Raw genomic sequence first — 20,323 nt, 5'->3', positions numbered from 1 at the left:
ACGACTATCGTTTACAATAGTGACATGAAGGTACGCAACTCGGTTCGCTCGCTGAAGAACAAGCCCGGCGCCCAGGTGGTGCGACGTCGCGGGCGCATCTTCGTCATCAACAAGAAGGACCCTCGGTACAAGGGCCGCCAGGGCTGACTACTGCGGCAAACCGCCGATGGTTCACTGCTCGGATGAGAGAGTCCCGGGTCGTAGGTGACCTTCCGCCAGAGCTCGATCTCTCCCCATTCTCGGGCTGGGTTCGATTCGCCGAATTGCCGAGCGCCGATGTGCCGCGTGGGCCAGGCGTTTACGTAGTGGTGCGACCTACTGACGCCCCGCCGCAGTTCCTCGATGTATCACCGGCCGGCCGTTTCAAAGGCATCGATGGCACCGAGCCTGTCGCGGATCTCCGAGACCGTTGGGTGTCCGAAAGCCGTGTGATGTACATCGGCAAGGCGAACGTCGGCAGGAGCGGCCGACGCGGGCTGCGTCGACGGCTGGATGAATATCGTCGCTACGGGGCGGGTGCACCCGTCGCGCACTCAGGTGGCCGACGCATCTGGCAGCTCGCCGATCATGGCGATCTTCTCGTCGCGTGGCGTGAGACCCCGGACGCCGATGCCGCCGCTATCGAGACCGCGATGATTGCTGCGTTCCGTCGCCACCATGGGCGTCTGCCCTTCGCCAACGCGCGGCTGTGATGCGCGCAGGCCGCGTTAGGGGCACTCGACGGTCGTCCCGCCGTCGTCGTATCGGCGACGCTCTGCGACGAGGTCGGTTCGCATAGGAGTCAGCACCTGCCGGGATCACTTCAGCGACTGACGAAGTGGGACCGAAAAATAGCAGAGAAGAACACTTTTCACCCCTATCGCTCTTCAGATCACAAAGCTGCCATGGTGAGACGTGGGAATCGAGACGGGATGGCACAGGTTCGTGCCTTTCCGACCGCGGCACTCGGTTTGGGACTAGCCTGAAAAATGGTCCTGGAAATTGTCGGGATTTCGCAAGAGTGACGACAATGAATGGCATCGATCACAGCTTCTTCGGGAACGTGGGATCGACCGCTCTGCCGCTGAACATGTTGCCGTCACGACCACTGACCAACAGAGAGAAGGCATTCAGAATGCACTACAGTGCCGGCAACTATGAGGCTTTCGCACGACCGCGCAAGCCTGACGGAGTCGAGGACAAGACCGCGTGGTTCGTTGGCGCCGGGCTCGCCTCCCTGTCGGGAGCGGCGTTCCTGATCCGGGATGCGCAAATGTCCGGCGACAAGATCACCATCTTCGAAGAGCTCGATCTGCCTGGTGGCGCGCTGGACGGCATCAAGGAACCCAAGAAGGGGTTCGTCATTCGCGGCGGACGCGAGATGGAGACCCACTTCGAGTGTCTGTGGGATCTGTTTCGCTCGATTCCGTCGATCGAGCAGGACGATGCCAGTGTCCTCGACGAGTACTTCTGGCTGAACAATGACGATCCGAACTTCTCGCTGCGGCGTGTCACCATGGAGCAGGGTGTCGACGCAGGCACGGACTTCAAGTTCAAGCTCACCGACAAGGCCCAAAAGGACATTGTTCGCATCTTCCTCGCCACCCGAGAGGAGATGGAGAACAAGCGCATTGAGGACGTCGTCAGTGAGGAGTTCTTGAACAGCAACTTCTGGCTGTACTGGCGCACAATGTTCGCATTCGAGAATTGGCACAGTGCACTGGAGTTCAAGCTCTATTTACACAGGTTCATTCACCACATCAAGGGATTGCCGGACCTCTCGACGCTCAAGTTCACCAAGTACAACCAGTACGAGTCGCTGGTGCTCCCGCTCTACAAATGGCTGCTCGATCACGGCGTCACGTTCCGGTTCTCCACCACCGTGACCGACGTCGACTTCACGATCGATGGCACGCGCAAGCAAGCCACCAAGATTCACTACACCACCAAGGGTGAGGAGGGCAGCGTCGATCTCGGGGAGAACGACCTGGTCTTCATGACCATCGGATCTCTCACCGAGAACTCCGACGAGGGTGACCATCAGACTCCGGCCAAACTGGACCGCGGACCGGCGCCGGCCTGGGATCTGTGGCGGCGCATCGCCGCGAAAGATCCGGCGTTCGGCCACCCGGACGTCTTCGCCGGTGATATCGACAAGACCAAGTGGGAGTCGTGCACAGTCACCTTTACGTTGGAGTACGTCCGGGGCGGTCGCCTCGGACGTTCGTCCGCGGTTCGGGGCGTGGCTCGACAATCACCTGTTGTCGCTGGTGGCTTGGCGTGGAAGGTCACCCCGGACCGTGACGGGTCGTTTCGGCCGCTGATTGAGATGTGTTCGCGAACTTGTCGCTGTGTAAAGGTGTGCCGGCGAAACCACCCTGACGAGCCAACCGCACACGGAAGGACAGTATGGACGAAAAGATCTGGGTAGGAATTGATGTCGGTCGGCATGCGCATCACGCCGCCGCGGTCGATGAGGCGGGAACGGTGCTGTGGTCTCGGCGGCTTCCCAACGATCAACCGGCGATCGAAGCGCTCATGGACCGGGTCGCCGACATGAAATTCGTGGTGTGGGCGATCGACATGACCGCACCGGAATCGGCGCTGCTGAGGGGTGTGCTGGCTGCGCGGCGCCAGCAGATCCGCTACGTGCCCGGCCGGGTCGTGCACAGCATGACCGGTGCGTTCGCGGGTGAGGGCAAGACCGATGCCCGCGATGCGGTCGTGATCGCCCAGACAGCCCGCCTACGTGGCGATCTCGCCACCGTCTCGGCGCCCGACGACGTCGCGATCGAACTCGACCTGCTGACCGGACATCGCAACGACCTCGTCGCTGAACGTACGCGAGGCATCAACCGCCTGCGCGGCCTGCTGACCCGCATCTTCCCTGCACTAGAACGGTGTTTCGACTACTCGACACTGACCGGTCTAACGTTCCTCACCCGCTTCGCCACGCCATCTGCGATCGCTGCGGTCTCTGACGACGAGATCTACGACCACCTGCGCAGTCACGGCGTCCGCCGACCCACGATCCCGAAGATGATCGACAAAGCCCGTGCCGCGGCGGCCGCGCAGACCGTCACCCTGCCTGGCGAGGCGACCACAGCCCTACTGGTGCAACACGCGGCTACCTCGTTGGTCATGCTGACCCGTCAGATCGCCGACCTGGATAAGCAGATCACCGAGGTGTTCCGCCGCCACCGTCACGCACGGATTCTCGAATCCGTGCCAGGCATCGGCACCCGAAGCGGCGCTGAGCTCGTCGCGATCACCGGCGGCGACCTCACTTCGTTCGGCTCGCCCGCCAGACTCGCCGCCTACGCCGGTCTTGCTCCGGTACCGCACGACTCCGGTAACCGCCGGGGAGCCTTGCGTAGACCCCAGCGTTACCACAGAGGACTTCGCAAGGTGTTCTACATGGCCGCACTCAACAGCTCGCAACGCGACGGCCCGTCCCGCGAGTTCTACCAGCGCAAACGACGCGAGAAGCGTTCCCACGTCCACGCTCTCATCGCTCTCGCTAGACGTCTGGTTGACGTGGTCTGGGCACTGATCCGCGACGGTAGGGTGTGGTTGCCGCGGCCGACCGTCGAGCGGGTGTCAGTCGATGAGGTGGGCGCGATGGCTGGATGACTGGCGGGGCCGGTCAGATCTCGGCACGTGCGTGCGTACTAGCGGGACACTGGATGCGTGTCGGTTCGGGTACTCGGCCACCAGCTTGCTCTGCCGACAAGTGTGGCGATGGTCGGCACAACGATGGTGCGGACGATGAAGGTGTCGAGCAGCAGGCCGATGCCGATGATGAGTCCGACCTGGGTCATGATCGAGATGGATCCGGCCATGAGTCCGAACATGCTGGCAGCGAAGATGAGGCCGGCCGAGGTGATGACTGATCCGGTGTTGGTGACGGTTCTCAGGACGCCGATGCGGATGTTGTTTTGGGATTCTTCGCGTAGGCGAGAGATAAGAAGCATGTTGTAGTCGGCGCCGACCGCGACGAGGACTATGAAGGCCAGTAGTGGTACGGGCCAGGCGATATCGGTTTTGAGGATGTGTTGAAAGATCAGGACACCGATACCCAGTGCCGCGGTGTAGTTGAGTATGACGGTGCCCAGAAGGTATAGCGGCGCGATGAGTGCTCGGAGTAGGAGTATCAGGATCAGGCCGACGATGGTGAGGGTGGCCAACGCTAGGAGTCGGAAGTCTTCGGTGAGTAGACGTTGCAGATCGGCGTTGATGGCGGGGAACCCGGCTATCGCGATGTTGGAGTCCTGCAGGGTTGTGTTCGGTCTGGCGGCGAGTGCGACATCGGTGATTGTGTCGGCCAGTTGCATGGCCTCGGTGCTGTAGGGGTCGAAGCTGGTTTGTATTGCGTAGCGCACGGTATGGCCGTCGGGCGAGACGAACTGGCGAGCGACGTCGACGAAACGGCGGTCTGCGTTGGCCTGAGGTGGGAGGTAGAAGCCGGTTGCTGAGTTTGTTCCGGCGGTCTCGCGGGCGGAGGTTTGTAGTTGTGTGGCTAGCGCGGCCATCCCGGCGAGTTGTTGAAGGTTGCTGTCGATCAGCGCGGATACACCGGCGGCGAGTTGGCGTGATCCCGCCGCGAGTTGACTGATACCTGTTTGCAGTTGGGTGAGCTTGCCGGGAAGGTCTTGGCTGCTGATGCTTCCCAGCGTGGAGCCCAGTGAGTTGACGGTGGAAGTGAGTTGGTCGGTGACTGTTGAGATCGGTGTATCCAGCTGCGCGAGTTGTGTTGACAGCGTGGCGATCTGGTCGAGGGTCCCGTTGCTCAGTAGGGCGTCGAGATTGCGGGTCTGCGCGCGCAGAGCTGCGCACTGCGGGACTTGGGTGCACCAGGGCGCATTATCGAGGATGGGCAGGATCGAGGTCACTGTTGCCAGGGCTGCAGATGTTTGGCGGGTGAGCGCGGCCAGCTGTGGGGCATTCTGAGAAGCGCGATCGAGCGCTGGTGCAGATGCGGCGAGTTGGCGGAGTATCGGCTGGTACTGCTGAATTTGCTGCCCTGCTGTGCTTGCCTGATCGAGGATGCCGGCCAGGGGGGCCAAGTTGGTGCGTACCTGGGTGTCGAGCTGAGTAAGCCCGTCGGCGAGTTGGAATGCGCCGGTACGGAGCTGTTCGAGGTCACCTCGGCGGTTCTGGCCATCGTCGACCGCACCCGCCAGCCGGTCCCCGATCTGACCGTTCTGCCAGGACAGCTCGGCTTGCTCGAGCTTGTCCCCGGTGGGACGGGTAACACCGATGACTCGAGTCACTCCGGGGATCTGGGATACACGTGAGGCCATTTGCTCAAGATCGGCCAGCCCGCTGGCAGTACGGAGATCGATCGGTGCATCTACAACGAGGAACTCAGTGATAGTGACGTCTTGAGGGAAATGACGGTCGAGCAACGCGTAGCCTTCGTTGCTGTCGGTTGTCGCGGGCTGCCCCTCACGATCGTCGAAGGTGATCTGGATGCCCATCGCGAAGACGCTAAGCACGATTAGCCCGACCAGGGTTAGTGCCAGCAGAGGCACAGGACGCCGCACGACGAGCACGGCGACGCGATTCCAGTACTTTCGGGTCAGATCTCGTCTGGGTGCGCCCCAGCCGAATCGCGCCGCCCACAGCAACACCGGTGGTAGCAGGGTGACCGTGGCGAGGAATCCGATGAGGATGGCGATCGCGCATGCCGGACCCAAGGTGGAGAACACGCTCAGCTGACCAAACACCATCGCCAAAAAGGCCAGCGCCACCGTGGCAGCTGAAGCCAGGATGACCCGTCCGATAGTTGCTGTCGCGTCCACGAGCGCAACCTCAGTGGTAGCGTCCTGGCGTAGCCGTTCGTGATAGCGACTGATGAAAAAGACTGAGTAGTCGACCCCGGCTCCGAGCAGGATGACGGTCATGAACGCGACGGTGAACTGCGATACCGGCATACCGAGTTCGCCGAGTGCGGACAAGACCCCGCGGCCCACGCCGAGGCTGACACCGATCACCAACAACGGCACCAGCGCGGTGAACAGCGATCGGTAAACGATCAACAGAATGATCGCGATAAGCGCCACCGTCGCCACAGTGATCACGACTAAATCGCTTTCAGCACTGACGATCTGGTCACTGAAAGTGGCCGTCGGCCCGGTGACATGGACAGTGGTGTCCGTACCGTCAAACACGCGCTGCGCGGTTTGGCGCACGGTCTCCACAGCATGCGTGGCCGTTGGCCCTCCCAAAGTTCCGGTGACCCCGACAGGCAAGTACCAGGCTTGCCCGTCCTCACTCAAGGCCTGGCCGGCCGTCGTCGGATCGGAGAGCAAATCCCGCACTGACTGCACATCGTCGAAATTTTCGCGCAACTGCAGAACGAGCATGTCGTAGCGTTCCCGCGCCACGTCGGTGAACCCGTTCGGGTTCTCCATGGTCACGAAAACAGTGGTCTTGGCGCCCTTCTCACCGAACGCACCACCCATCTGATCGAGTGCTTGAAACGATGGAACCCCAGCAGGGATCGGATCAACAGACTGCTGCCGCACCACCGTCTCCAGCTGGGGAAACAGTATCGCCAAGACGATACCCACAGCCACCCACGCCCCGATGACGAGGAATCTGTGCGCCAAGGTGAACCGTGCCAACCGCCCCAATGTCGTGCTGTACTCGCTGCGTTCCGCCAACCGGCGCGCCGCCAAGCGCCCACCACTTGGACGTTGGACCACCATACGCAGCACCTCACCCTCGACCCAGCCCGTCTACGAAACCGACGGTATCGTTACGGTACTAGCAGTACCATAGATGGGGAAGGAGGTCAGGAGGTTTGGTGTCGCCGGTGGGCCATGAGGAAATCGTCGACAAGCTGTTCGAGATCGCCAACGGTCATCGACCGAATGCCCGTGAGCTTGGCAAAGACAAGGGGGCCCGCCAGTTGAGTGACTGCCATGGTCAAATCGAGGTCGCCGAGCTCCGCCGTGGCCACGTCACTCGTCAAAACTCGATCGAATGGTTCTCGATACTGCTCGACGACTCGACGACGCAGTGGCGCGAGCGCGTTCTGATCCCCGTCGGATTGCCCGGATTGCCGGGGCTGCTCGGGAAGCATTGCCAACCATGCCAGCGTCGTCAACTGCAGCGGTGCCTGCTCAATAAGCTCAGCCTGCCGCTGCATCAGCTTCAGCAGGTCATCACGGATCGACGTCGTCGTCTCGGGGGTCTCGGCCTGAGGCAACAATCGCTCGAAGGCAGCCGCCACCAGATCTGTGGAGCTCTCGAAGTGACGATACAAGGTGGTGCGAGCAACACGAGACAGTCGAGTGACCGCCTCCACGGTAACGGCTTCGACCCCGCCACTGTTCAGCAAGGTCACCGCAGCATCCAACAAACGCTGACGCGACCGAACCCGCCTCGGGTCAACATCGTCGGAATCGATGGTTTCCACCTGGCCACTCCCTATATAGCCAAAATCACGAACCCCTGACTGCACAACAATACCGTCGGTAACAGAGCGAAACTGCCAGTGGCGGTACCGATTGAAGGCTCAGAAAGGTCACTTATGAGGGGCGACAAACCACTACCAGCACACGCACCATGGTGCATGGGATGCGGCGAAGACAACCCCAATGGCCTGCACCTCGAGGTACACCTGCACGGCGACCACGTCTACGCCGACCTGCAATTCGACGAGCGCCACTCAGGAGCCCCGGGACTCGCCCACGGCGGAGCCATCTCAGCGGCATGCGATGACATCATGGGTTTCACCCTGTGGATCGCCGAGACACCCGCAGTCACCCGAACCCTCACCGTGGAGTATCGACGCCCGGTCCCACTGCACACCCCCGTGCACATCACCGCCTCCCTCGTCGACGAAACCGACCGCGCGCTCTTCATCGAAGCCAACGGTACTGTCGGCGACACAACCTATTTCGCCGCAGAAGCGGTCTTCGTAAAGGTCGACTTGAGTCATTTTCTTCGTCACGGAGACTGGGGCGCCACAGCAGACCTCATCACCAGATTCTTTCAGGCCGACTAGCGACCGCCAGGCACGCCACCAAGCAGAAGAGTCGCCCCGCATCCACCAGCTGGCCCATCCTTGCGCACCCGCATTGAGATCCACGTTGGACAAACGTATCCCCGAGTACATCCACAAGATCTGTGAACGCGACCCATTCAGCGGCAAAGTGGTCACCGGCGGCATCGTCACTGCCCGGGACTCGAGCTGGCTGATGAGTTGGACTGTCAACCGCCAACCGCACTTCAAGCAGCAGCCGTCCGACCAGATCGTCGTGTGGGTGTACGCGCTGTTCTCCGACACCCCGGGCGACTACGTCAAGAAGTCGATTTCCGAGTGCACGGGCGAGGAGATCACGCGCGAGTGGCTCTACCACATGGGTGTGCCGACCAATCAGATCGACGAGTTGGCCGCAACGGCAGCGAAGGCGGTGCCGTGCATGATGCCGTACGTCACGGCGTTCTTCATGCCACGCCAGCACGGTGACCGCCCGTCCGTGGTGCCCGAGGGAGCAGTGAATTTCGCGTTCATCGGTCAGTTCTCCGAGAGTCAGAGCCGAGACTGCATCTTCACCACGGAGTACTCGGTTCGCACGCCGATGGAGGCCGTCTACACGTTGCTCGACATCGAGCGTGGCGTGCCGGAAGTCTATGGATCGACCTACGACGTCCGGGAGTTGCTGAACGCGACTTCACGGCTGCGGGACGGCGAAGAGGTCAAGCTACCTGGCCCGCACCTGCTCCGAGAGAAGTTGTACGGCAAGTTCCAGGAGAACGAAGTCGGCAAGCTGATCTCGGAATACAAGCTGATCGAAAAGCCCTGATCCGCCTGTTACCCAGCTAGCGCAGAGCTGTACGGAAACCCTCTCCGACGCGACGTCCCGAGCCGCGTCGGAGAGGGTTTTCCGTGGAGCTGAGCGGGGCTTGAGTCATTGGCCCACTGCAACTTACGCAGTGCAGCGCCGGTGAGCGTCGCGTCGTCGTCGCCACAGGTACACCGCGCAGAGGACGCCCTGCACCATGACGATGGCGCTGATCGTGGAGGCGATGATCCCGGCCGATTGATCGGCCGCGGTGAGCAGGTCGAATCCGGCGTGCCAGATCAGCACCGGAATGATGCTCCAGTTCGCGCCCACCGCCATCCACGCCAGCAGATACGACCCGCAGAAAAGAGCAAGCATCCAGCCGACGATGCCCGCCCCCATCTCCATGTAGGTCGGATTGAAGTAGAACGCCGGAAGGTGCCAGGCTATCCAGACCACTGCCACCACGGCCGCCGCCCAGAAGATCGACATCCGGCGTGAGAGTGTTGGGAGCAGCCAACCTCGCCATCCGGCTTCCTCTCCGACGCCGAAGGTGAGAATCCACACCGCCATCACGATGGGCCAGGCGAGCCCCGGCAACTTCTCGGTGGCGCCGAACTGGTCGAGATCCGGCCACTCCCCGGTAACGATCGCACTCACCACATAAGCGATCACTCCGTAGGCCACCGGCATCCCGATGGCGACGAGCCACCAGATCGGCCGGAAGTTCACCGCGAACGTTCGCCGTGCCCACTGCCGCACCCCTTGCGTGCCGCCTTCCCACATCGCTGCGGCGACGGCACCACATGCGGGTCCGGCCGATCCGAGGAAGAACGTCCACGGCATGGAGCCGAGACCGTCGGTCCGAGCTGTGATCAGAATCGGTAGCCAGATGAGCCACGTGACGGCGAACGACACGAGCACAAACACGACGACGGCGCCACGCCTGCTCTCGGCGGGAGTCTCGCCATGTGACATATGGGCGATTCAATACCGCGAAGCCCCAGACTGCACACCGAACACGACGACCAATCAGCAAAAAACCCTCTCCGATCAGGTCGGAGAGGGTTTTCTCGGTGGAGCTAAGGGGACTCGAACCCCTGACCCCCACACTGCCAGTGTGGTGCGCTACCAGCTGCGCCATAGCCCCGTATTCGTGAATGCGCGCCCAGTGAAATCCGTCCCAAGCGCAAAGGCGAAACTACACCATGCGCGTAGGCGGAACCAAATTCGCTTGTCGCCCGTGGACGCGACATGCGCAGCGGTGAGGCCGTGGCGCTCCCGAACATCCCGTTCATGTCACGCACCGGCTGTCCGACGAGCTGGTCGTCTGGCTCACCGCCGTCGACGCAAGTAGGGCGTCTACGCCGCCGATGCTGCGTAGACGCCCTACTCGTTAGTGGCGATACAAGTGTCGATTCAATGCGGCGCGACAGTCGATATGACGCGCCGCTCGACGTCAGTGTGCTGCTTCGAATGCCTCGAGCACATTCAGCGGGATTCGACCGCGGTCGCTGACCTCGAAGCCGTTCTTGGTTGCCCATGCGCGAATTGCCTGCGTCTGCTCTTTGCTTCTTGCGCCGGCGCCGTTCTGCGCAACCCGCTTGGGGCTGCGCGAGCCGCTTGCGCGAGAAAATGATATGTATTTCGCCAGGCCATCCCGGAACTGCTGGGCATGCTTCGACGATGTATCGAACTCGTAGCTCTTGCCGTCGAGGCTCCAGCGGACGGTTTCGTACTCGTCGAGTACTTTCCCGTCGACGTCATCGATGACCTGGACGATTTCCTTCTTTGCCATTTTCCCCTCCGGGTTGTGCTGTGGACCTACGGGCGCAGCGGGTCGATCTTACTGCGACATACTGCTGTTCTTGTGGGCGAGCGGGCTGTACGTTCGGCTCGACTCTGAAGTCATGACTCGTCGAACCCCGAACGTATATACATTCTTTATACACCTTTTGTTTGAATACTTGGAATCAGTAATCGAGCCGACGCCGTGAGTATGAGTGGCCGCAAGGCTTCACGCGTCGAAATGCGGTTTGCGTCACTACTGAGCATTGCTGATCAAGCAATGCCTACTTCAATTCGTCGGAGACGCGGGGGTGTCGTTGTCGGGCTGCTCGGGCTCGGTAGTCGTAGCTATCGGAGATTCGATCCCCGCGGAGTTCGAAAGCGATCCGGGAGCCTTGTCTGCGGCGTTGAGTGGAGCGAAACCCTTTGAGCTGAGCGAGAATCCGGATTGCGAGTCCGACTGCAGGCAGAAGATTCCAGGGGTATCGATCAGACACGAGAATCTGCCGACCGAAATGGTCGTTCCGTAGTCGACGATTGCACTGCGATACAAAACAGGGTGCTCATTCTCGCAGCCGCCCTGTTGGGCGCGCTCGTCCGTCAGGACGACGAGATCCTCAGCCCATACACAGGAACGGGGTGTGCGAGCCGGGCGTGGCGCCGATGACTGGCCGTCATTTGACCGGCATGTCAGTGCACGACGAGAAGCGTCGACATTGATCTCCGTGGAGCAACTGACAGCTCTATCCGGGCTGGTGAAGTGAAACCCCGACGTCTCGATGACCGGACCACGTGGGGTCGTCGAACCTTGGTGATAACGCGAATTGTCGGCGCGTGGTGCGGTCGCTATCGCCCGGCCGATTGTCCCGGTTGGCAGAAACGTCGCAGTACGGCTTTGGGTGGCGATCGTGGTCGATGAGCTCGGGTAATCCGATTCTGTCGACAGGTTGTCAGTTGGCGGTAACACGATCGACGAGGGAGTGGTGCTGGTGTTCAGTCCGCACGAGGTGATCGCAACGGCGAGTAGCGCTGCGGCGGCGAATGCGGGAACCGCTAGAAAACGCGCGCGGCGCCGACCGTACCCTTGCACTGTGTCGACCCCCAAGATCGTGTTGTTCTATGTCTTCACGCCACTCCCGGATCCCGAAGCGATACGCCTGTGGCAGTTAGCCGTGTGCGAATCGCTTGATCTTCGCGGAAGAATCATCGTGTCCCCGCACGGTATCAATGCCACTGTCGGTGGCGAGCTGGACAGCGTCAAACGCTACGTCAGAAAATTGCGTGAATATCCTGCATTCCGGGATGTTGATATCAAATGGTCGGAAGGTGTCGGCGACGACTTCCCGAAGCTGGTCGTTCGGGTTCGGCCGGAAATCGTCACATTCGGTGCGCCCGATGAACTCGATGTCGACGAGAATGGCGTCATCGGGGGCGGCGAACGACTCGACCCCGATGGCGTCCACCGTCTGGTTGCCGAGCGCGGCGACGACGTCGTTTTCTTCGACGGACGCAATCAGATCGAGGCGCAGATCGGACGTTTCGCCGGTGCGGTCGTACCGGACGTGGAGACGACGCGTGACTTCGTTCCGCTCCTCGACAGTGGCGCTCTCGATCACCTCAAGGATCGTCCTGTCGTCACCTACTGCACGGGCGGTGTGCGCTGCGAAGTGCTCTCGATGCTGATGCGTAAGCGCGGCTTCTCGGAGGTTTATCAACTCGACGGCGGCATCGTCCGCTATGGCGAGCAGTACGGCGACAACGGCCTCTGGGAGGGCTCGCTGTACGTCTTCGACAAGCGTATGACCGTCGACTTCTCCGACGATGCCGCTGTAGTCGGCAGGTGCCGCGAGTGTGGTAGGCCGACGAGCAACGTCGACAACTATCCGGATCGGCTGGGACGCGAGCTGGCAGTGGTCTGCCCCGACTGCTTCGACGGACTCGCCGACTCATCCGCATGACTGCCGAGGCGGTGCCCGTCGTCGTGCTCGCAGGCTTTCTCGGTGCGGGCAAGACGACCGTGCTCAATCATCTCCTCCGCGCGGGAGGGGCCGGCGAGACCACAGATGGGGGAGTCGCGGGCAGGGCACGGCTCGGTGTCCTCGTCAACGACTTCGGCGCCATCAACATCGACGCACTCCTGGTGGCGGGTCAGGCCGACGGAGCGGTCACGTTGTCCAACGGCTGCATGTGCTGCTCGGTCGACCGTGAGGGGCTCGACGCCGCGCTGGTGGAACTCGCGCGACCGGAGGCCGGGCTCGACGCGATCGTGATCGAAGCGAGTGGCATCGCCGAACCCAAGGCGCTCGTTCGGCTCGTCGCAGGACTCGACGACCCGACTATGCGCTACGGCGGACTCGTGTACGTGGTGGACGCCGCCGGTTTTGTGGAGTTGCGTGAGCGGCACCCCGAAGTCGACTCGCACATTGCCATCGCCGATCTGGTCGTCGTGAACAAACGTGACCTCGTCGACGCTGCGGCGCTCTCGGAGTTGGTGGCCGCGGTCCGTGAGGTGAATTCGTCCGCGCCCGTCGTCGCAGTGGCCGAAGGGCGGATCGATCCGGCGCTGCTGTTCGATCGACTTGCGCGCGAAGTCGAAGACGTCACGGAGCCACGCCAGCTCACGCTCGACGAGATGCTGATCCCCGACGCCGAGCACGCCAACGCCGAACACGCCCACGCCGAACAGCCTGAAGGGCACGAGGCGCATACGCACCTGCACGACACCTACCAGTCGGTCGAACTCGACACCGCCGACGCCGTCGATCCGCGACGCCTCGCAGCGCTGCTGCACGAGCCTCCCGCCGGGTGCTATCGCATCAAGGGTGTGGTCCGATTCGATCTGCCGGGATATCCCGAGCGCTACGTCGTCCACGGCGTCGGCGGCTTTGTGCGCATTACGCGCGACGGCTGGTCGGGGGAGGAGTCCCGAACCAGGATCGTCGCGATCGGATCAGGCATGGATCGTGTTGCCGCACGGGAGGCACTCGAGTCCATCCTGGCGACAGCCGAAACGGCCGACGACGAGTACGGCATCCTGCACATCACTCGTCACCTGCCCGACGCTCACTGATCGACTCTGCCTGAGGTAGGAGTGAGTCCCACCGATTGCAGGGACGTCACAGGTGCCTAACGAATCTCATCGCCCCAGGTCACCGATTTCCCCATTGCACACTCTGCTGCTTAGCTGTTAAAGATGTGACTGTTGTGACCAGTGTTGCGTGTGGAAGGAGTGAGGTTCGCCCGGCATGAGCCGAGCGTGCCCGAAACCGTGATGACCCAGAAACGACACCTGCGGACCCGTGTGTCTGCTGCTGCCGCTGCGCTCGCGTTTGCGGCTACCGCAACCGTCACCGTTACGACAGGGGCCGGAACCGCGATGGCTGCGCCTGCTGCACCGTCGGCGACCGGCACCTCCCTTGCCGGCAAAACGGTGTTCCTCGATCCAGGACATCAGGGTGGGTCCGCGGGCCACAGTCTGTCGGCCCAGGTGCCCGACGGCCGCGGCGGCAAGAAAGACTGCCAGACCACCGGCGCCACCGGCGTCAACGGGGCTGCTGAGCACACAGTGAACTGGCAGATCTCGCAACTGGTCAAAGCCGGTCTGGAAAGCCAGGGTGCACGAGTGGTACTGAGCAGACCCGACGACACCGGGTGGGGCGGATGCGTCGACGAGCGCGCGGCTGCCGCGAGCCGATCGGGTGCCGCGGTCGCCGTCAGCCTCCACGCCGATTCGACGACGGCAGGCGCCGACGCTGCGAAAAAGGGCTTCCACATGATCGTTCCCACGCTTCCCCTTCCCGACGCGAAGGCGAACGCGGTGCAGGGCGGTCAGGGACGTAAGGCGTCGACCATCATGCGCGACGCGTTCGTCAAGGCTGGCTTCCCGCCTGCGAACTACGCGGGTGTCGCCGACGGCATCCAGACCCGGTCCGACATCGCCGCCGTGAACCTGACGACGGTACCGGCCGTGTTCATCGAGATGGGTAACCTCTCGAACCCGACCGAAGCAGCATCTCTCGCCGGTCGTGACGGCCAGTTGAAGTACGCGATGGCGATCACCAACGGAATCCTCAACTATGCGAGCCCGGGCGCCGCAGCGCCTTCGGCCGACACGCTCAACAAGCCGCCCGCGACCCCGCCGTCGAGTGCGCCGAGCTCCGATGGCGGTCTTTCGCTGGTGATTCCGTTCGTTCAGCAGTTGTTGAAGTCGGGTGACCCGAAAGAGATCACCCAACTGCTGCTGTCCGAGGGGCCCGACGTGTCGGCGCAGGTGCTCAACGCGATGCTCGACGTGATCTACGGGTTGTTCGACGGCAAACTGCCCATCGGATAAGCGTCGATACACCGCTTGGCTGATCGGTCGGTCCGCACTCGCATCCGCTGAACCTGCGGCTACTGTTGGAAACCATGGGTATCCGTGATCTCGTCATGAAGACTCCGGTGCCGTCGTTGCGTGGTCGTAAGGTGCTGATCACCGGCGCGGCGAGCGGAATCGGCCGGGCGACGGCAGAAGCAGCGGCGGCTCAGGGCGCCGAACTGGTGCTGACCGATCTGCACGCCGAGCCACTCGACGAGGTAGTCGCGGAGATAACCGCTGCAGGCGGCGCGGTGCTCTTTCACCTCGCGGGCGATGTCTCCGACTACGAATGGGTGTCGGCGTTCGCGCGTCAGGTCGACGCCGAGGTCGGTGTGATGGACGTGGTGATGAACATCGCGGGTATCTCCGTGTGGGGCACCGTCGAGAATCTGCAGCACAAGCACTGGCGGTCGATGGTCGACGTCAACCTCATGGGGCCGATTCACATCATCGAATCCTTTGTGCCGCAGATGGTTCGACGCGGCCAAGGCGGGCACCTCGTGAACGTCTCGTCGGCGGCAGGGCTGCTCGCGCTTCCGTGGCACGCCGCGTACAGCGCGAGCAAGTTCGGTATCCGTGGTGTCTCCGAGGTGTTGAGGTTCGATCTGCGCCGACACGGCATCGGTGTCTCGCTGGTGTGCCCAGGCGCTGTCGCGACCCCGTTGGTCGACACCGTGAGCATTGTCGGAGTCGACCGCGACGATCCGCGAGTTGCCAAGGCCATCGGCCACTTTCACCGCATCTCGGTCAGTCCGGAAACCGCCGCGGCCAAAATTCTCGCAGGTGTACGGAAGAACAAATTCATGGTCTACACCTCCTTCGACACGCGGTTCGGGTACTGGTGGGCGCGCAAGTTCGCGCTGCCGTACGAAATCGTCATGCGCATCGCCAACAATCAGTTCGACCACCTCGCGCGCGTTGCAGGCACGACACTCGAGACGCGGTCGGAACAGGACGCGCGAAGTCGAGGACGACAGCGGACCGCGGGTGAATAACTCCTTCGTCAAAACCGTTGCGACGGGCGACGATCCAGACTTCTTCGCAGCCGAAGCGGCGTCGTTGCGGTGGCTGGCGGCAGGGGGAGCGCGGGTTGTCGACGTGATCTCGGTGTCCGCGAACAACATCGAACTCGAACGACTGACGACCACACGCCCGACCGTCGCGGCAGCCGAGGATCTCGGCCACATGCTTGCCCGCACCCACGATGCGGGCGCGGCCCAATTCGGTTCTCCGCCAGATGGTTACGACGGCAGGCAATTCATCGGGAAGCTGCCCCTGCCCACCGTCGAGCTTGACCGCTGGGGCGAGTTCTATGCCTCTGCGCGCGTGCTGCCGTTCCTCGAAGCGGGAATCGCCGCAGGCAATGTCACGCGGCGTGACGCAGAGTCGACTCGACAAGCCTGCGATCTCATCGCCTCCGGAACGTTCGACGACGGTGCTCCGCCGTCACGCCTGCACGGTGACCTATGGGGTGGAAACGTGGTGTGGACGCCCGACGGTGCAGTCCTCATTGATCCCGCTGCGCACGGCGGACACCGAGAGACCGACCTCGCGATGCTCGCGCTGTTCGGCTGCCCGCACCTCGACAGCGTCGTCGAATCGTATGAGCGGACACATCCACTGACCGACGGCTGGCGACAACGGATTCCGCTACACCAGATGCATCCCCTGGCGGTGCATTCGGTTCGACACGGACCCGGATACGGTGTGGCGCTTGGCGATGCGGCCCGGGCGACGCTGGCCCTTGCAGGAGGCGACCGATGAATTCGACGCCGCTTCACCCCGACTTCGATCCCTCGATTCTCGTCGTCTCGGCCACCCACGCCGAGGCGAAGTACGTGCCGCCCGGTGCGCGGCTGCTCGTCACGGGGATCGGCAAGATGCGCGCGACTGCCGCATTGACCCGCGCACTGGCCGACCCATCGGCGCCGTCGACGAGGCTCGTCGTCAACATCGGTACAGCGGGAGCGCTGCACGATCATCACGCGGGGTTGTTTCTGCCGTCGGTGGTCGTCGAGCACGACATCAGCGCGACGGAACTGCGTGCCATGGGATATCCGATCGTCGATCGGTGGGAGGTTCCGGACGGCGACGGTTCGGTACTCGCCTCGGGCGACACCTTTGTTGCCGACCCGCTACGCCGCGCAAGCCTGGCCCAGCACGCAGACCTCGTCGACATGGAGGGCTGTGCCGTCGCATATGTCGCGGCCGCATTCGACGTCCGGTGCCAATTGGTCAAAGTGGTCAGCGACGGCGCCGACGAGCAGGCAATGGATTGGCCGTCGTTGGTCGACGACGCGGCGCGACTACTCGGCGACTGGCTTGCCGACAGAGGGGCGTGAGGCTCAGCGCTGGTTGCGGGCGCGAGTGGTCTGGTAGACGGCAGAACCCGACGATCGCGTCGCGGGCTCATACCGATCGAGATCGGCGGCGGCGGTAGCACGGACGGGCTGACCGTCGAGTTGCTCGCCCGCAGCAGTGCGCTGTACCTGCCCGGCAGTCGCGCGCGAGCGAGGGTCCTGTGGCGGTGCGGGCCGCGGCGTCCGAGTGCGCGCGGCGTCGTCGGTGGCCGGACGCTCGCGGCCGTCGCGGGCCTGGCGTTCACGCCCTGCGCCGCGCTCAGTCTGGTTTCGCTCACCCCGGCTGCGCTCGCCCGGTTCTCCGGAGGCCCGGCGGCGGGGACGGGGGTCGTCGCTCGACGGTGCCTGTGCGGGCGCTTTGCGTGGGCGTGGTGTCGCGTCGGACTCCGGTCGAGCAGCCTTCGCCCGACGCTGAGTGCTGTCCGATTGTTGTCCGTCGTCTGACTTCGGTGCGCCCCGCTGCGTCGAACGCGTGGCCTTCGGGTTCCCGGCCTTTGAGTTCGCGGCCTTGGATTTCCCGGCTTGCGCGGTGCGCGGCGTCGAGTCCTTCGACGCCGAATTATTGAACGTGTGCTCGGTGCCTGCCGGGCGTGCTCGACGTTTCGGTGCCGGCGAATCGGTGAGCGACTGGCCGCGCGTGATGTACCAACGGCCGACGCCGAGTGCCAGCGTCACGAGGAAGGTGAACAGGATCCACGGGAAGTCGTTGGCGATCGGCAGGAGGACCTTGAAGATCAGGCTCTTGAGACCCGACGCCTCGTCGGCGTTGAGGCCGTACAGAGTGACCACGCCCACTCCGAACGCGATCAGCGGCGGTTGCGCGACGGCGGTGAAGAGCGCCCGTCTGCGTACGGCGAGAACAGCGACGACGCAGCCGACGAGGTAGAAGAAATTGAAGACCGAACCCAGTGCGTCGCTCTGATTGGCGTCGATGATCGCGCCAACAGCGGTGAAGGCCGCGGCCACCAGAACGGCGCCCCACCAGGGGATACCCCTGACGTTGGGCAGTACCGACTGTTGGTCGACGGGCACCGCGGAGCGGCTTCGCTGCGGGAAAGGCACTCCTAGACGGTACCGGGTGATCCCCGGATTTCCCTTAACCAGTGCTCGATGTTGCGCGCGCGTCTGGTTCGTCGGGTATTGGGTCGGGGTTGTCGGACTGCGATACGGGCATTCCGGGAGTGGGGCGCACCCCGACGTCGACAGGGCTGGGCCGTTCCGGTTCGGAGGAGATTCCGAGAGATTCGAGCGACGCCAATTTGCGAGCCGTCACCCCGACGCGGCTGTCGACGGCGCCGAGCGTCGAGTTGAACGACTCAACCGCCCGACGCAGTGAGGCGCCTGTTCGGTCGAGGTGGCTCAGGACCGATCCGAGTCGATGATGGAGTTCGACGCCGAGCTCTCTGATCGTTGCGGCGTCGGCGGCGAGGGCGTCGTGGCGCCACCCGAGAGCAACTGTGCGCAGTAGCGCGACGAGGCTGGTCGGGGTCGTCACCACGACGTTGCGCGTGAAGCCGTACTCGATGAGCGCTGGGTCGGCACGCACCGCAGCGTCGAGGATCGGGTCGCCGGGTACGAACAGCACGACCATCTCGGGGGTGTTCGCGAACGCGGTCCAGTACGACTTCGAGGCCAACTGCGTGATGTGTGCTCTGACCGCCCGCGCGTGGTCGGCCAGGAGTGCCGCCTGTTTGTCCGGATCGCTGCAGTCCGCGACGGATAGGTACGCATGCAGGGGAACCTTCGCGTCGACGACGATGTCGCGGTTGCCCGCCAGGTGGATCACCATGTCCGGACGGACCTGGCCCGCGATGTCTGACTCGGCCGACACCTGCGTGCTGAAGTCACAATGCTCGCTCATACCTGCCAGCTCTACGACCCGTTCGAGCTGCAGTTCGCCCCAGCGGCCCCTGACGTGCGGCGTGTGCAGGGCGTTGGCCAGCGCGCGGGTCTCGTTCGAGAGCTGCTGTGAGGCGATGTGCATGCCGCGCACCTGCTCGGCGAGACCCGAATACGCACCGATCCGGTTGTGCTCGACCCTGCGCAATTCTTCCGACAACTGGCCCAACACCCCGCGCAGCGGCTCGACGATGTGGGTGACCTGTGTGCCGATCGCCGTCGACTGTCTGCGCGCGGCGTCTTCGCTTGCCGCCGACAGCGATCGCGCTGCGAGCTCCTGAGAGCTGCGCAGCGCGTCGGCCTCGGTGCGTGCCGCCGATACCGCCGCGGCCGAGCGTGACGCGTTGGCCAGCCAACCCAGCACGGCACCGAGCAACAGACCCACGAAGAGAGCGACAGTGACGGACAGCATGACAGTGATGGTGCCGTCCGGTACCGACAATTCTCCGTCGTCGCAGTTCAGGGCTCGCAGTTCATGGCCGTGGTGGTCAGAACGTCGGGGTCCCGCCGTCCTCGTAGGTGAGCAGCCATTGCTTGAGCGGCTTGCCGTAGCGGAAACCCGCGACCGTGCCGTCCTGGCGGAGTACACGGTGGCACGGAACGAACAGCGTGGCCGCGTTTCTCGCGCAGGCGGTGGCGGTGGCGCGAATCGCCGTCGGGTGTCCAGCAGCCTCGGCGAGTTCGGCGAACGTCGTGGGACTGCCCGGCGCTACTGCGCGCAGCGACTCCCAGACCTTCTCCACGTAGGGGCCCGAACGTTGTCGGACCGCCACCGCGTCGATCGCGTCGAGTTGGCCCGCGTAGTAGGCCTCGACCGCGTCGCTCACGGCGGTGAGTTCCTGCGACCACCGAGACGACGCCGGTCGCAACGCGCGGTGGATCGACGGCAACAGTGATGCGGCGTCGTCGGTCCAACCCGACGCCAACACCGCGCCCGCGTCGTCGACGACGAACGTGAAGCGACCCGTCGGCGTCGCGACGGTCGCGTGGGCCGCTGATGACTCGGTCGCTGATGATTCGGCCGCTGGGGCGTCAACTGTTGACGGCTCTGTGGCTGTCGTGTCGGGGTCGGTGGGTACGGCGTCGAGTGTTGTCATGGTTGCCTCCTGGCGCGTGTCGTTGCAGTTCGATGCGCGGACACG

At 63.4% G+C, this 20,323-nt stretch carries 17 protein-coding genes, 1 tRNA gene and 2 pseudogenes; 12 read left to right on the top strand and 8 right to left on the bottom strand.

Features of this window, described 5'->3' with window-relative positions:
• Positions 1-24 precede the first annotated feature (24 nt).
• The 4 genes and pseudogenes from ykgO to RND64_RS15275 all read left to right on the top strand — a co-directional run bounded on the left by ykgO (position 25) and on the right by RND64_RS15275 (position 3,612).
• Positions 25-147: a type B 50S ribosomal protein L36 gene (gene ykgO, locus RND64_RS15290; protein ID WP_039856405.1), complete on the top strand. Its 123-nt coding sequence runs from the start codon at positions 25-27 to the stop codon at positions 145-147.
• Positions 148-182: 35 nt separating this feature from the next.
• Positions 183-692 carry a hypothetical protein gene (locus RND64_RS15285; protein WP_064869993.1) on the top strand — a complete coding sequence of 170 codons (510 nt, stop codon included), beginning with the start codon at positions 183-185 and terminating at the stop codon, positions 690-692.
• A 422-nt stretch (positions 693-1,114) separates the two neighbouring features.
• Positions 1,115-2,164: pseudogene (locus RND64_RS15280) on the top strand (oleate hydratase); the annotation flags it as partial.
• 224 nt (positions 2,165-2,388) lie between these two features.
• Positions 2,389-3,612, top strand: a complete 1,224-nt coding sequence (locus RND64_RS15275; RefSeq protein ID WP_006896189.1) for an IS110 family transposase — start codon at positions 2,389-2,391, stop codon at positions 3,610-3,612.
• A 38-nt stretch (positions 3,613-3,650) separates the two neighbouring features.
• On the opposite strand, the gene RND64_RS15270 is transcribed toward RND64_RS15275, so the two are convergent.
• Both RND64_RS15270 and RND64_RS15265 read right to left on the bottom strand, forming a co-directional pair.
• On the bottom strand, positions 3,651-6,692 hold the full coding sequence (locus tag RND64_RS15270) for an MMPL/RND family transporter (RefSeq protein ID WP_006896188.1): 3,042 nt from the start codon (positions 6,690-6,692) through the stop codon (positions 3,651-3,653).
• Positions 6,693-6,778: 86 nt separating this feature from the next.
• Positions 6,779-7,405: a TetR/AcrR family transcriptional regulator gene (locus tag RND64_RS15265; protein ID WP_006896187.1), complete on the bottom strand. Its 627-nt coding sequence runs from the start codon at positions 7,403-7,405 to the stop codon at positions 6,779-6,781.
• Between the two features lie 114 nt (positions 7,406-7,519).
• On the opposite strand from RND64_RS15265, the gene RND64_RS15260 reads away from it, so the two are divergent.
• Both RND64_RS15260 and RND64_RS15255 read left to right on the top strand, forming a co-directional pair.
• Entirely contained in the window at positions 7,520-7,996 is a 477-nt protein-coding gene (locus tag RND64_RS15260) for a PaaI family thioesterase (protein WP_006896186.1), read from the top strand.
• A gap of 79 nt (positions 7,997-8,075) precedes the next feature.
• A pseudogene (locus RND64_RS15255) lies at positions 8,076-8,798 on the top strand (oleate hydratase); the annotation flags it as partial.
• A 123-nt stretch (positions 8,799-8,921) separates the two neighbouring features.
• On the opposite strand, the gene RND64_RS15250 reads toward RND64_RS15255, so the two are convergent.
• The 3 genes from RND64_RS15250 to RND64_RS15240 form a co-directional block, all read right to left on the bottom strand.
• A complete protein-coding gene (locus tag RND64_RS15250) occupies positions 8,922-9,755 on the bottom strand; it encodes a CPBP family glutamic-type intramembrane protease (protein WP_064870406.1) in 834 nt (277 codons plus the stop codon).
• Between the two features lie 99 nt (positions 9,756-9,854).
• Positions 9,855-9,927: transfer RNA gene (locus RND64_RS15245), tRNA-Ala, on the bottom strand.
• 309 nt (positions 9,928-10,236) lie between these two features.
• A complete protein-coding gene (locus RND64_RS15240) occupies positions 10,237-10,575 on the bottom strand; it encodes a histone-like nucleoid-structuring protein Lsr2 (protein WP_064870405.1) in 339 nt (112 codons plus the stop codon).
• A 1,081-nt stretch (positions 10,576-11,656) separates the two neighbouring features.
• Here RND64_RS15240 and trhO point away from each other — a divergent pair.
• The 6 genes from trhO to RND64_RS15210 all read left to right on the top strand — a co-directional run bounded on the left by trhO (position 11,657) and on the right by RND64_RS15210 (position 17,264).
• The gene (trhO, locus tag RND64_RS15235) at positions 11,657-12,523 is read left to right on the top strand and encodes an oxygen-dependent tRNA uridine(34) hydroxylase TrhO (RefSeq protein WP_064870403.1); all 867 of its coding nucleotides are present in this window, start codon (positions 11,657-11,659) and stop codon (positions 12,521-12,523) included.
• A complete protein-coding gene (locus tag RND64_RS15230) occupies positions 12,520-13,635 on the top strand; it encodes a CobW family GTP-binding protein (protein ID WP_064870402.1) in 1,116 nt (371 codons plus the stop codon). The genes trhO and RND64_RS15230 overlap by 4 nt, the downstream gene beginning before the upstream one ends.
• Before the next feature lie 201 nt (positions 13,636-13,836).
• Positions 13,837-14,898, top strand: coding sequence for an N-acetylmuramoyl-L-alanine amidase (locus tag RND64_RS15225; protein WP_064870435.1), 1,062 nt, complete (start codon positions 13,837-13,839; stop codon positions 14,896-14,898).
• Between the two features lie 74 nt (positions 14,899-14,972).
• Positions 14,973-15,917: an SDR family oxidoreductase gene (locus RND64_RS15220; RefSeq protein WP_049698533.1), complete on the top strand. Its 945-nt coding sequence runs from the start codon at positions 14,973-14,975 to the stop codon at positions 15,915-15,917.
• The gene (locus RND64_RS15215) at positions 15,910-16,686 is read left to right on the top strand and encodes a fructosamine kinase family protein (RefSeq protein WP_064870401.1); all 777 of its coding nucleotides are present in this window, start codon (positions 15,910-15,912) and stop codon (positions 16,684-16,686) included. The genes RND64_RS15220 and RND64_RS15215 overlap by 8 nt, the downstream gene beginning before the upstream one ends.
• Complete coding sequence (locus tag RND64_RS15210) at positions 16,683-17,264, top strand: nucleosidase (protein WP_064870400.1); 582 nt, start codon at positions 16,683-16,685, stop codon at positions 17,262-17,264. Before RND64_RS15215 ends, RND64_RS15210 begins: the two co-directional genes overlap by 4 nt.
• Before the next feature lie 3 nt (positions 17,265-17,267).
• Here RND64_RS15210 and RND64_RS15205 read toward each other — a convergent pair whose 3' ends face one another.
• From RND64_RS15205 to RND64_RS15195, 3 genes are all read right to left on the bottom strand, one after another.
• The gene (locus RND64_RS15205) at positions 17,268-18,344 is read right to left on the bottom strand and encodes a DUF6542 domain-containing protein (protein ID WP_231894281.1); all 1,077 of its coding nucleotides are present in this window, start codon (positions 18,342-18,344) and stop codon (positions 17,268-17,270) included.
• 34 nt (positions 18,345-18,378) lie between these two features.
• Positions 18,379-19,593 carry a DNA recombination protein RmuC gene (locus RND64_RS15200; RefSeq protein ID WP_064870434.1) on the bottom strand — a complete coding sequence of 405 codons (1,215 nt, stop codon included), beginning with the start codon at positions 19,591-19,593 and terminating at the stop codon, positions 18,379-18,381.
• A 76-nt stretch (positions 19,594-19,669) separates the two neighbouring features.
• Positions 19,670-20,278 carry a methylated-DNA--[protein]-cysteine S-methyltransferase gene (locus RND64_RS15195; protein WP_064870398.1) on the bottom strand — a complete coding sequence of 203 codons (609 nt, stop codon included), beginning with the start codon at positions 20,276-20,278 and terminating at the stop codon, positions 19,670-19,672.
• Positions 20,279-20,323 lie beyond the last annotated feature (45 nt).

The organism is Gordonia sp. w5E2, assembly GCF_036540975.1.
Taxonomy (GTDB): domain Bacteria; phylum Actinomycetota; class Actinomycetes; order Mycobacteriales; family Mycobacteriaceae; genus Gordonia; species Gordonia jacobaea.
This window is presented reverse-complemented; position numbering and strand designations above follow the sequence as displayed.